The sequence below is a fragment of the Thermohalobaculum sp. genome, assembly GCF_058622915.1.
In genome coordinates this window covers 1-11,572 of the sequence record NZ_JBZSYN010000129.1, presented here as the reverse complement: position 1 = coordinate 11,572, position 11,572 = coordinate 1, and the positions used below count along the sequence as shown (strand labels likewise).

The following is an 11,572-nucleotide window of genomic DNA, read 5'->3' as shown; positions in this document are numbered from 1 at the left end:
GTTGTAGGCCTCGTCGATCTCGGCGTCGCGCCGCCACACCGCCACCGCAGCCTCGACGTCGCGCCTGGCCCAGGCGTCCAGCACCTGCGTCAGCTGCCCCAGGGCCTGCCGCCCCATGCGCACCATCGAGCCCGACACGCTGGTGGGCGGCGTCCTGGTCAGGTGCAGGCTGCGCCGCGCCACGTTCTTCGCCAGGTCGCCGATCCGCTCGATGGTCGAGGACAGCTTGAGGCAGGCGATCAGCAGGCGCAGGTCCTGCGCCATCGGCTGGCGCAGCGCGATCACCCGCGTCGCCATCTCCTCGACCTCCATCTCCAGCGCGTCGAGCCGCTTGTCGCCGCGGATCACCTCCTCGGCCAGCCCGCTGTCGCGCTCCTGCACGCTCCGCAGCGCCCCCGAGAGCAGCTCCTCGGCAACCCCGCCCATCTCCGAGATCTTCGCGCGGACCTCCGTGAGGTCCTCGTCAAACGCCCTGACTATATGCTCGCCCATGATCGCCTTCGGTTCCGCTGAACTTGCCTCTCTTATAACCGTCCCTGCCCGTTTTGTCCGGATCGGTAAAGACCCTCGCCGTCAGGGCGCGCTGTCATGGCGAAGGCGCGGCAGGGGCCTGCTGCCGGGCCGCCTCTGCGGTGGCGCCCGCGGCCGGCCCGGCTGCGCGCGGCAGCCAGACGGTGAAACTCGCGCCGTCGCCGGGCGTCGAGCGGATGGTCAGGTCGCCCCGGTGGCGGTTGAGGATGTGCTTGACGATGGAAAGACCCAGCCCGGTGCCCTCCTTGCCGCGCGCCGCGCCCGGCACCCGGTAGAATCGCTCGGTCAGCCGCGGGATGTGCTCGCGCGCGATGCCCGGGCCGCGGTCGACCACCGCGACGCCCGCCATCGACCGCCGGCCTGGCTCGTCGGGGGCCGGACGCAGGATCACCGGACCCGGCGCGCCGCCATACTTGATGGCATTCTCGATCAGGTTGGCGAACAGCTGGCCAAGCTCGTCGCGCTCGCCGGTGACCCGTGGTCCCTCATCGGGCATCTCGACCTCCAGCCCCACCCCGGCCGCGTCGGCCAGCGGCTGCATCGCATCAGCCGTGTCGCGCACCAGGGCGCCGAGATCAAGGGCGGTGCGCGGCCGCACATGCTCGTTCATCTCGATCCGGCTCAGCGAGGTAAGGTCCTCGACCAGCCGCTTCATGCGCTCGGCCTGCGCGGCCATGATCGGCAGAAAGCGCCCCAGGGCCTCCGGGTCGTCGGCCCCCGGCCCCTGCAAGGTCTCGATGAACCCGCTGAGCGAGGCCAGCGGCGTCTTCATCTCGTGGCCGGCATTGGCGATGAAGTCGCGGCGCATCTGCTCGATGCGGGCCAGCCGCGTGTGGTCCTCCACCAGCACCATCAGCGCCGCTCCGTCCTCGGCGACGCTGCCGGCCACGGGGCTGACATGCGCCACCAGCACCCGCTCCTCGCGCGTCTGCATGTGGGTGAACTCGACGGCGCGGGCCTCGCCGTCCCGCGCGACCGCCGCCGCCGCGTCGGCCAGGGCGCGGGCGCGCAGCAGCGAGGACAGCGGCGCGCCGGCCGCCACCGGCCCGAACATCTCGGCCGCAGCCCGGTTGGCGAAGCGCAGCCGCATCTGCCGGTCGAGAACGATCAGTGGCAGCGGCAGCCCGGCGAGAAGCTCCGCCCCCTGCCCCGGGCGCCCAGCCGCCTCGGACCGCAGCGTCGCCGCCGGCGCCGCCGACCGCGCGCCGCCAGAGGGTCGCAGCGCCAGCGCCGCGACGAGGCCCGGCACGAAGGCGGCAACCGCGATCGCCAGCGGGCCGGCACCCGCCGCCGCCGCCAGCGCCGCGCCCACGGCGCTGACCGCCACGCCGAGCAATACGGCCAGCATCTCCTGCCTGCGCACCATCGGCCCGCCTCCCCGCGCAGTGCATACCATGCGACCTGCCCGCGGGAGAAGCATCGTGTCCGCCAGGCCCCCTTGGCAAGCGGCACCGGACGGCCGGATCGGACGCCGGGGATTCTGCGCCAGGCGCCGGGCTATCCGCGGTCGCTGAACTGCGCCTGCCAGCGCAGCAGATAGGCCTGCACCCGCCGGATCAGCAGCGCCAGCGCGACGCCGATAAACATCAGCACCAGAAGCGCCACCATCATGTCGGCGGTCTCGAGCGTCGCCTCGGCCTCGATGATGATCTTTCCCAGGCCCACCTGCGCGCCGATGAACTCGCCGATGATCACCCCGATCAGCGAGAAGGACAGTGCCGGCGTCAGCACGGCGAACACCCAGGCCAGCGTCGAGGGCACCACCACCGTCCAGGTCACCTGCCAGTGCGAGGCGCCGAGCAGCCGCGCCGCGTTGATGTGGTCGCGGTCGACCGCCCTCGCCCCCTCGTAGGTGGAGAAGAACACGATGAAGAACGCGATCACCCAGGCGGTCACGATCTTCGAGGCGTCGCCCAGCCCGAACACCAGCACGATGAGCGGCACCAGCGCGATGCGCGGCAGCGAGTTGAAGGCCACGATGAAGGGCTCGAACACCTTGGCCAGGAACTGCGCCCGCCCCAGGACCAGCCCCACCACCACGCCGGAGCCGACCCCCACGGCGAAGCCCCAGAAAGTGTTCCTCAGCGTCGCCCAGGTGGCGTACCACAGGTTGTTCGGCCGGTGCGCCAGGCACTCGCCGAACCCGCCGGCGCCCACAAGCCAGGTGCCGTGGCGGTCGGTGAAGCAGGCGAGCACCAGGAACCGCTGCCAGATCTGGCTGGGCTTGGAGATGAAGAACGGCTCCAGCACCTTGATGGTCAGCGCCCGCTGCCACCCGGGCGAGAGCCCCGAGACCAGCCACTGGTTCACCGCATCGCCCCACTGCCACACGGCGAGGATCAGCGCCAGCAGCGCCAGGCGCCAGAAATTCACCCAGAGGCGCGAGACGCCCATCTCAGCCCTCCGCCCGGCTGCGCTGGAACTCCTCGCCCAGCGAATGCCACACCCGCGAGAACAGCGCCGAGTATTGTGGCGTCTCGCGCAGCGTGATGGCGTTGCGCGGCCGCGCGAAGGGGACCTCGAAGACCTCCTTGATCCGCCCGGGCCGGGCCGAGAGCACCACGATCCTGCCCGCCAGCGTCAGCGCCTCGGCCAGGTCGTGGGTGACGAAGATCACCGTCTGCTGCTGCTCCTCCCAGATCTCCAGCAGGAAGTTCTGCATCTCCAGCTTGGTGTGCGTATCCAGCGCCCCGAAGGGCTCGTCCATCAGCAGGATCTCGGGCCGCATGACCAGGGTGCGCATCAGCGAGACGCGCTGGCGCATGCCGCCCGACAGCGTGATCGGGAACGCGTCCTCGAAGCCCGACAGCTTGGCGCGCGCAATCATGCGCGCCACCTCCGCCTCGCGCTCGGCCCGCGGCCGGCGCGCGAGCTCGAGGCCGAGCGCGATGTTGCGCCGGACCGTGCGCCAGGGAAACACCGTGTCGCGCTGGAAGACATAGCCGACCCTGGGCGTCGGCCGGCCGGCCTCGACCTCGCGCCCGTCGATGCGGATCGAGCCGCCCGAGCGCGGGATCAGCCCCGCAATCATGTTGAGGATGGTGCTTTTGCCGCAGCCGGACGGGCCGATCAGCGCCACGAACTCGCCCTGGCGGACCTGATAGCTGACCCCCTCGACGGCCGGCACCGTCAGGCCCCGGCCAATAGCGAAGGTCTTGCTCAGCCCGTCGAGGACGATCCGCGGCTCGCCTGGCCTCATGCCTTCCGCGCGTCTGCGAGGAAGCGCAGGTCCACCACCTGGCCATAGCGCAACGGGGCGATCTTGGTCTTGTCGCGGAACCACACCTTGGCGCCGTTCTCGAACGAGGCCTCGGGGAAGTCGCCGTCATACTGCCAGATCTTTTTGTAGTACTCGATCTCGCGCTTCACGGTGGCCTCGGCGAAGCGCGGCATCTGCTCGCCGATCACCTGGTAGATTTGGTCGGTGCTCGAGGCGCCCAGCCACTGCATCGACTTGTACATGGCGGCCACGTATTTCGCGGTCAGCACCTTGTTCGCGGTGATCGTGTCCTCGAGCACATAGATCACCGTGGCCGGGATGTTGCCGCCGAAGACCTTCTTCCACGACGCCGCGTCGCTGATGTCGTAGATGGTCTTGCCATAGCCGCCGTCCTCGGCCTCGAAGATCCAGATCGGCACGGCCATGATCGCATCGAACGTGCCGGCCTTGAGGCCCCCAAGCATGGTTTTCGAGCCGCCGCCCGCGACCCAGTTGAACTTGTCGCCGACGCCGTGCTGCTCCAGCACGTAGGTGCCGTAGACCCAGGTGCCCGAGCCGATGCCGGTGGCCGCGATGACCGGCTTGCCGCCGTTGCGCTTGTAGTCGGCCAGCTTGGCGACCGAGTCGATGCCCTTGTCGTAAAGATCCTTGCGCACCACGATGTTGGCGTAGGAGCAGCGGTTGTCGGTCGCCATCAGGATCTTCGCGGGCAGGCCACGGTTGGTGAGCTGCAGCGGATGGCTGGAGTCGCCCAGCGCATAGCTCACCTGGCCCGCCGCCAGGATCTGGCGCACCTTCGAGCCGCCCAGCGCCTCGATCACCTTGAGCTTGATGCCCTCCTCCTTGTCGAAGCCCTTGGCAGTCGCGACCATGTGCGCGGCGTAGATCGTGGTGTTGACCGAGTGCGCAGCCGTCACTTGCTGCAGGCCTGCGCCCCGTGCCGACACCCGCCACAGCGTCATAGACCCCGCCAGCGCCGCGCTGCCCGCGAGAAACTGCCGCTTGTTGAGATGCATCGTGCTTTCTCCCGTTGCTTGCCGGCAGGCTCCGCCGGCCCCCCCTTACGCCCACTCCGGCCTGCGCCCGTGCCGCTCGGCGTCGAGCCACACCTCGTGCGCCGCGATTTCGTCGCCATGAGTCAACGTGGCGGCAATCCCGTCAAGCCCGCAGACCAGGGGCCGGCCGATCCGGATCGGCGCCGTGCGGTCCGCCCCTCGCGCACCACGGGCTCGTCCCACAGCTTGTCATGGAGGGTGCGTGCGCCGCTCATCCCGCCGCCCCCAGCACCTCGCGGATCAGCGCCTCGTCGCAGCCCGCCTCGCGCAGCACCGCCTCGGTGTGCTCGCCGATGCCGGGCACGTCGGCGGGCGCCGCGACCGGCGCGCCGTCGGTCTCGAGCGGCAGCCCGGGCGCGCGGAAGCGCTGCCCCTCGCCGGTGCGCGACTCGATCAGTCCGCCCGCGCGCATCACGTGCGGGTCGTCATACATCTCCACCGGCCGCTTGATCGGCGAGAAGGGGATGCCGCGCGCCTCCAGCGCCGCGTTGAGGGCCGCCTCCTGCCACCCCCCGATGCGCGCGCGGATCATCGGGATCGTCCAGTCGCGCGCGCGGTTCCGGTCCATGGTGTTCTGCAGCCGCGGGTCGGCTTTCAGCTCGCCCAGGTCCAGCAGGTCGCACAGGCTCGCCCAGTGGCCCGAGGTGATGGCGCCGACGAAGATCTGCCGCCCGTCCGCGGTGTCGAAGATGTCATAGACCGGCCAGGCGAAGTCGCGCTCGGGCATGGGCGGCGCCTCATAGCCCTCGAGCTCCCAGGGCACCATGTGCTGGGCGACCAGCAGCAGGCAGTTCTCGAACAGCCCGACGCGCAGCTCGCGCCCCGTGCCGGTGCGGTCGCGCTCGCGCAGCGCCGCCAGCACGCCCAGCGCGCCGAACAGCCCCGCCATGATGTCGTTGCCCGAGGTGCCGATCCGCAAGGGCCGCCCGCTTGGCCCGGTCATGTAGGCCAGCCCGGTCATCATCTGCACCACCTCGTCCATCGCCGTGCGCCCTTGGTAGGGCCCGTGCAGGAAGCCCTTGTGCGAGGCGATGATCAGCCGCGGAAAGGCGCGCCCAAGCTCCCCGGGCGAAAGCCCCTGCCTGGCCAGCGATTCGTCGCGGAAGTTCTCGACGAACACGTCGGCGCGGCCCAGCAGGCAGCGCAGCGCCGCGCGCCCCGCCTCGGTCGAGAGGTCCAGCCTGACCGAGCGCTTGCCCCGGTTGAACAGCGGGAAGAACCCCGCCGCCATGCCGCTCAGCGCCCGCGTCCGGTCGCCCGGGGGCGGCTCGACCTTGACCACCTCCGCGCCCAGCATGGCCAGGACCATGCCGCAGGACGGCCCCATGATCATGTGGCTCATCTCGACCACGCGGACGCCCTCGAGCGGCGCAAATGTCATGCCCGTCCTCCCTCGTGGCCAACGCCGCGACCAAGAGCGTCCAGCCCGGATCAGGGCTCCTCGTCGGCGTCCTCGTCGCGCCGCACCGGCTCGCGGATCCTCAGCGCCCGCCCGCTCATCGGTCGCCGCACCTCGCCGGTCACGCCGGTCCGGCATGTCAGGGGGAAGGCCACCTGCTCCAGCTCGGCCAGCGTCGCGCCACCGGCGATGATTTCGGCCCTCCTGTGCCCGTCGATGTCGCCCGGGAGGCACCTGACGTCATGCGATGTCATGTTCATCGACGTTGCGTCCGCTCCCCGAGCCGGCCCTGGCCAAGGCTAGCGCGGCGCTGCGCCCCGGTCCACAGGCTTGGGGACCGGGCGGGCGGGGCGGAGGCGGATTCCGCTGGCCCGAAGGCGCCGCCGCTGGCAATCTGCGCATCGACGGCATAGGGTCCCGCGACAGACGCAAAGTCCGCGGCCCGACGCCGCCCGCCCAGCGACAGGACCACGGCCGATGACGCTCGTGCACGACTTCCTGCTGACCGACCTCTACCAGCTCAACATGATGCAGGCCTATCTCGAGGCCGGCAAGACCGGCACGGCCGTGTTCGAGTTCTTCGTGCGCAAGCTGCCCGAGCGCCGGCAGTTCCTGCTCGCCGCGGGCCTTGCCCAGTCGCTCGAGTTCCTCGAGGACCTCGCTGCCAGGCCCGAGGAGCTCGACTGGCTGAAATCCACCGGCCGCTTCAGCCGGGACTTCATCGACTACCTCGCCGGGATGCGCTTCACCGGCGACGTCCACGCCATGCCCGAGGGCACGGTGTTCTTTCCCAACGAGCCGATCCTGCGCCTCACCGCGCCCCTGCCCGTGGGCCAGTACGCCGAGACCCGGCTGCTCAACCTCCTGCATTTCGAGACCCTGATTGCCTCGAAGGCCGCGCGCATGGTGCTGGCGGCCCAGGGCCGCACGCTGGTCGATTTCGGTCTGCGCCGGGCGCACGGCTCCGAGGCCGGGCTGCTCGCCGCCCGCGCCGCGTACCTCGCCGGCTGCACCGGCACCGCAACGGTCGAGGCGGGGCGCGACTTCGGCGTGCCGATCTACGGCACCATGGCGCACTCCTTCGTCGAGACCTTTGACAACGAAACAGAAGCCTTCGAGGCCTTCGCCCACGCCCGGCCCGAGGGCCTCGTGCTCTTGATCGACACCTACGACACCGAGGAGGGCGCCAAGAAGGTCGTGGCGCTAGCGCCCAAGCTCGCCGAGGCCGGGATCGCCATCCAGGGCGTGCGTCTCGACTCGGGCGATCTCGAGGCGCTGGCGTACAGCGTGCGGAGGATTCTCGACGATGGCGGGCTCGGCGACGTCACCATCTTCGCCTCGGGCGGGCTCGACGAGGACCGGATCGCCGCCCTGGTGCGTGGCGGCGCACCGATCGCCGGCTTCGGCGTCGGCACCAGTCTGACCACCTCGGTGGACGCCGCCTCGCTCGACTCGGCCTACAAGCTCGAGGAGTACGACGGCATCGCCCGGCGCAAGAAGTCCTCGGGCAAGGTCACCTGGCCGGGCCGCAAGCAGGTCTGGCGCAGCTACGGCGCCGATGGCCGCATGGCGGGCGACACGCTCTCGACCGAGGACGACACCCACGAGGGCGAAGAGCTCTTGCGCCCAGTGATGCGGGGCGGGCGGCGCATCGGGACGCAGCCGGACCTCGAGGAGGCCCGCAGCCGCGCCGCGCGCGAGCTTGCCCGCCTGCCCGGCCACATGCAGCGGCTCGAGGCCGGGCCGGGCTATCCCGTGCGCGTCGGCGCCCGCCTGCGCCACCTTGCCGAGGAAGTCGACGAATGGCTCGAGGAGCACGAAGGCAGCCAGGCATGACCGACAGCGTCAGCATCACCGACCGGGACGTGCTGCTGGCCGTGGATCTTCAGAACGACTTCGCCTCGGACGGCGCCCTCGCCGTGCCCGACGGCGAGGCCGTGGTCGGCCCGGTCAACCGGCTGGCCAGGCGTTTTCGCCACGTCGTCATGACCCAGGACTGGCACCCGGCGGGCCACAGCTCCTTCGCCTCGTCGCATCCGGGCAGGAAGCCGCTCGAGACCATCGAGGCGGATTACGGCCCCCAGATCCTCTGGCCCGACCACTGCATCCAGGGCACCCGGGGCGCCGAGTTCCTCCCCGACCTCGACGTCCGCCATGCCGAGATGATCATCCGCAAGGGCTACGACCCGGAAATCGACTCCTACTCGGCCTTCTTCGAGAACGACCACGCCACCCCCACCGGGCTGGCCGGCTATCTGCGCGAGCGCAGGCTCGAGCGCGTGTTCCTCGCCGGCCTCGCGCTGGATTTCTGCGTCTGCTGGTCAGCCGAGGACGCGCTCAAGCTGGGCTTCCAGGCGGTCGTCATCGAAGACGCCTGCCGCGGCATCGACGTCGACGGCTCGATGCGCAAGACCCGCGAGAGCTTTGCCGCGCACGACATCGCCACGATCGACAGCCACCGGCTCGACTGAGCCGCGCGGGCGGGCCGTCAGGCGCCGGCCAGGAAGGCCACGCTGCGCCCCGGCGCGGCCGCGAGCAGCGATTTCGTGTAGTCGTGACGGGGCTTGGTGTAGACCTCGCGCGTCGGGCCCTGCTCGACCACCACGCCATCGTGCATGACCATGATGCGGTCGCAGATCTGCGCCGCCACGCGCAGGTCGTGGGTGATGAACAGCATGGCGAGGTCGAACTGCGCGCGCACGCGCGCCAGCAGGTCCAGCACCTGCGCCTGCACCGAGACGTCGAGCGCCGAGACCGCCTCGTCCGCGATCAGCACCCTGGGCTCCATGGCCAGCGCCCGCGCGATGCACAGGCGCTGGCGCTGGCCGCCCGAGAACTGGTGCGGAAAGCGGCTCAGCGCCTCGGGCGCCAGCCCGACCACGCGCATCAACTCGCGCGCCTTCTCCAGGGCCTGCCCGCGCGCCATGCCGAAGTTCATCGGCCCCTCGACGATCGACTGCCCCACGGTGCGGCGCGGATTGAGCGAGCGGTAGGGGTCCTGGAAGACGATCTGGATGTTGCGCCGGAACGGCCTGAGCGAGCCCTCCCTCAGCGTCGCGATGTCGTGGCCGTCGATCTCGATGGCGCCGCGGGTCGGGTCAACCAGCCGCACAATGCAGCGCGCCACGGTGGACTTGCCCGAGCCGGACTCGCCCACCACCCCCAGCGTCTCGCCGCGATGCACGATGAGGTCCACGTCCTGCGCCGCGTGCACGAGGCGCCCGCCGCCCAGCCAGCCGGCGTGCCCGTAGACCTTGTCGAGCCCGCGCGCCTCGAGTGCGACCTCCTGCCGCTTGGGCGCGGCGCGCTCGGGGGGCGTCAGGCTCGGCACCGAGCCGATCAGCATCCGCGTGTAGGGATGGCCCGGGCTGGTCAGCACCTGCTCGCGCGTGCCCTCCTCGACCACCTTGCCCTGCTGCATCACCACCACGCGGTCGGCGATCTCGGCGACCACGCCGAAGTCGTGGGTAATGAACATCACGCCCATGCCGTGCACTCGCTGGATCGTCTTGATCAGCTCGAGGATCTGCGCCTGGGTGGTGACGTCCAGCGCCGTGGTCGGCTCGTCGGCGATCAGGAGCCCCGGCTCCAGCGCCAGCGCCATGGCGATCATCACCCGCTGGCGCTGCCCGCCCGAGAGCTGGTGCGGATAGCAGTGGAACATGCGCTCGGGCTCGGGCAGCCTGACGTCGCGCATCACGGCGATGACGTGCTCGCGCCGCTCGCGCGGCCCCATCCGGGAGTGGATCTCGAGCATCTCGGCGATCTGCTCGCCGACCTTGAGCACCGGGTTGAGCGCGGTCATCGGCTCCTGGAAGATCATCGCCATCCGCTCGCCGCGCAGGCGGCGGATGCGCCGGTCCGACAGCTTGAGCAGATCGGTGCCCTCGAGCACGATCCGCCCCGCCACGGGCCTGAGCTCGCGCCGGGGATGCAGGCCCATTACCGTGTAGGCGGTGACCGACTTGCCCGAGCCGGACTCGCCGACGACGCAGACGATCTCGCCGGCCTTGACCGTGATGCTCACGTCCTCGACGGCGAAGGCGCGGTCCGCCCCCTCGGGCAGGCTGACCGTCAGCCCGCTGATCTCGAGGACCGGCGCGCCGGGCTCCGTCATGTGCCCATCTTCCTGGCGATGCGCGGGTCGAGCGTGTCGCGCAGCCCGTCGCCGACGATGTTCACGGCCAGCACCGTGATGGCCAGCGCCACGCCGGGGAAGAAGATGATCCAGGGCGTGATCTGGAAATAGGTCCGCCCCTCGGCCATGATGTTGCCCCAGCTCGGGATCTCGGGCGGGATGCCGGCGCCGAGGAAGCCGAGGATCGATTCCAGGATCATCGCCGAGCCGCAGATATAGGTCGCCTGCACGATCAGGGGCGCGATGGTGTTGGGCAGGATGTGCCGGCTCAGCACCAGCGGCAGCCGCGTGCCCGAGGCGATGGCGGCCTCGACGTATGGCTCCTCGCGCACCGTCAGCACCACCGAGCGCACCAGCCGCACCACGCGCGGGATCTCCGGGATCACGATGGCGACGATCACGGTCCACAGCGTCGCACCCGAGAGCGAGACCAGCGCGATCGCCAGCAGGATGCCGGGAATCGCCATCAGCCCGTCCATCACCCGCATGATCACGCCGTCGAGCGCGCGCACATAGCCCGCGACCATGCCGAACACCAGCCCGATGCTCACCGCCATCACCGCCACCGCCAGCCCGACCACCAGCGAGATCCGCGCCCCCCACAGCACGCGGGTGAAGACGTCGCGCCCCAGCTGGTCGGTGCCGAACCATGCCTGGGCCGAGGGCGGCTTCAGCCGCATGATCGGATCGAGCGCCTTGGGGTCCCCGGTGACCAGCGGCGCCAGCGCGGCGATGATAGCCATCGCGACGAGGATCATGCCGCCCCAGAAAACGCCGCGATTGGCCAGCATCAGCGTGACCACGCTGACCTGCCTGCGCTCGGGCAGCTCGGCCTCGGCCGACAGCGCCATCGGGTCGGTGTCGGGGCTCGCGGCCATCAGTAGCGGATCCGCGGGTCGAGGAAGGCGTAGCTGAGGTCGATCAAGAGGTTGACCAGGATGTAGATGAAGCTGAAGAACAGGATCAGCCCCTGGATGATCGGGTAGTCGCGCGCCAGCACGGCGTCGAGCACCAGTCGCCCGACGCCGGGGATGTTGAACACGCTCTCGGTCACCACCACGCCTCCGATCAACAGCGCGATGCCGATACCGATCACGGTGACGATCGGCACCGCCGCGTTCCTCAGCGCGTGGCGCACCAGGATCTTCAGCTCGCTCTGTCCCTTGGCCCGGGCGGTGCGGATGTAGTCCTCGTTCAGCGCCTCCATCACGGATGCGCGCGTCATGCGC

Annotated in this window: 12 protein-coding genes; 2 read left to right on the top strand and 10 right to left on the bottom strand. The window is 70.5% G+C overall.

The genetic code is table 11. The annotated features are described in order from the left end of the window. The 7 genes from phoU to AC32QD_RS09995 form a co-directional block, all read right to left on the bottom strand. The coding region (phoU, locus tag AC32QD_RS10025) for a phosphate signaling complex protein PhoU (protein WP_492010355.1) at positions 1-492 on the bottom strand (492 nt) is incomplete at its 3' end. A gap of 94 nt (positions 493-586) precedes the next feature. Then, positions 587-1,897: a sensor histidine kinase gene (locus tag AC32QD_RS10020; protein WP_492010354.1), complete on the bottom strand. Its 1,311-nt coding sequence runs from the start codon at positions 1,895-1,897 to the stop codon at positions 587-589. 131 nt (positions 1,898-2,028) lie between these two features. After that, a complete protein-coding gene (locus AC32QD_RS10015; protein ID WP_492010353.1) occupies positions 2,029-2,925 on the bottom strand; it encodes an ABC transporter permease in 897 nt (298 codons plus the stop codon). 1 nt (position 2,926) lies between these two features. Continuing rightward, positions 2,927-3,730, bottom strand: a complete 804-nt coding sequence (locus AC32QD_RS10010; protein WP_492010352.1) for an ABC transporter ATP-binding protein — start codon at positions 3,728-3,730, stop codon at positions 2,927-2,929. Then, positions 3,727-4,767: an ABC transporter substrate-binding protein gene (locus AC32QD_RS10005; RefSeq protein ID WP_492010351.1), complete on the bottom strand. Its 1,041-nt coding sequence runs from the start codon at positions 4,765-4,767 to the stop codon at positions 3,727-3,729. The genes AC32QD_RS10010 and AC32QD_RS10005 overlap by 4 nt, the downstream gene beginning before the upstream one ends. A 250-nt stretch (positions 4,768-5,017) precedes the next feature. After that, a complete protein-coding gene (locus tag AC32QD_RS10000) occupies positions 5,018-6,187 on the bottom strand; it encodes a CaiB/BaiF CoA transferase family protein (RefSeq protein WP_492010350.1) in 1,170 nt (389 codons plus the stop codon). Between the two features lie 50 nt (positions 6,188-6,237). Beyond that, the gene (locus tag AC32QD_RS09995) at positions 6,238-6,465 is read right to left on the bottom strand and encodes a hypothetical protein (RefSeq protein ID WP_492010349.1); all 228 of its coding nucleotides are present in this window, start codon (positions 6,463-6,465) and stop codon (positions 6,238-6,240) included. Positions 6,466-6,682: 217 nt separating this feature from the next. On the opposite strand from AC32QD_RS09995, the gene AC32QD_RS09990 reads away from it, so the two are divergent. Together AC32QD_RS09990 and pncA are read left to right on the top strand one after the other, a co-directional pair. Further along, positions 6,683-8,041, top strand: coding sequence for a nicotinate phosphoribosyltransferase (locus AC32QD_RS09990; protein WP_492010348.1), 1,359 nt, complete (start codon positions 6,683-6,685; stop codon positions 8,039-8,041). Beyond that, a complete protein-coding gene (pncA, locus tag AC32QD_RS09985; protein WP_492010347.1) occupies positions 8,038-8,676 on the top strand; it encodes a bifunctional nicotinamidase/pyrazinamidase in 639 nt (212 codons plus the stop codon). The genes AC32QD_RS09990 and pncA overlap by 4 nt, the downstream gene beginning before the upstream one ends. Positions 8,677-8,693: 17 nt before the next feature. On the opposite strand, the gene AC32QD_RS09980 is transcribed toward pncA, so the two are convergent. From AC32QD_RS09980 to AC32QD_RS09970, 3 genes are all read right to left on the bottom strand, one after another. Then, entirely contained in the window at positions 8,694-10,322 is a 1,629-nt protein-coding gene (locus tag AC32QD_RS09980) for an ABC transporter ATP-binding protein (RefSeq protein ID WP_492010346.1), read from the bottom strand. Next, on the bottom strand, positions 10,319-11,221 hold the full coding sequence (locus AC32QD_RS09975) for an ABC transporter permease (RefSeq protein WP_492010345.1): 903 nt from the start codon (positions 11,219-11,221) through the stop codon (positions 10,319-10,321). Before AC32QD_RS09975 ends, AC32QD_RS09980 begins: the two co-directional genes overlap by 4 nt. Then, on the bottom strand, positions 11,221-11,572 hold a 352-nt coding region (locus AC32QD_RS09970), incomplete at its 5' end, for an ABC transporter permease (RefSeq protein WP_492010344.1). The genes AC32QD_RS09970 and AC32QD_RS09975, both read right to left, overlap by 1 nt.

Excerpts from the sequence above, each read along its gene's own strand:
- AC32QD_RS10020 (WP_492010354.1), bottom strand. The coding sequence starts at position 1,897 with ATGGTGCGCAGGCAGGAGATGCTGGCCGTATTGCTCGGCGTGGCGGTC.
- AC32QD_RS10015 (WP_492010353.1), bottom strand. The coding sequence starts at position 2,925 with ATGGGCGTCTCGCGCCTCTGGGTGAATTTCTGGCGCCTGGCGCTGCTG.
- AC32QD_RS10010 (WP_492010352.1), bottom strand. The coding sequence starts at position 3,730 with ATGAGGCCAGGCGAGCCGCGGATCGTCCTCGACGGGCTGAGCAAGACC.
- AC32QD_RS10005 (WP_492010351.1), bottom strand. The coding sequence starts at position 4,767 with ATGCATCTCAACAAGCGGCAGTTTCTCGCGGGCAGCGCGGCGCTGGCG.
- AC32QD_RS10000 (WP_492010350.1), bottom strand. The coding sequence starts at position 6,187 with ATGACATTTGCGCCGCTCGAGGGCGTCCGCGTGGTCGAGATGAGCCAC.
- AC32QD_RS09995 (WP_492010349.1), bottom strand. The coding sequence starts at position 6,465 with ATGAACATGACATCGCATGACGTCAGGTGCCTCCCGGGCGACATCGAC.
- AC32QD_RS09990 (WP_492010348.1), top strand. The coding sequence starts at position 6,683 with ATGACGCTCGTGCACGACTTCCTGCTGACCGACCTCTACCAGCTCAAC.
- pncA (WP_492010347.1), top strand. The coding sequence starts at position 8,038 with ATGACCGACAGCGTCAGCATCACCGACCGGGACGTGCTGCTGGCCGTG.
- AC32QD_RS09980 (WP_492010346.1), bottom strand. The coding sequence starts at position 10,322 with ATGACGGAGCCCGGCGCGCCGGTCCTCGAGATCAGCGGGCTGACGGTC.
- AC32QD_RS09975 (WP_492010345.1), bottom strand. The coding sequence starts at position 11,221 with ATGGCCGCGAGCCCCGACACCGACCCGATGGCGCTGTCGGCCGAGGCC.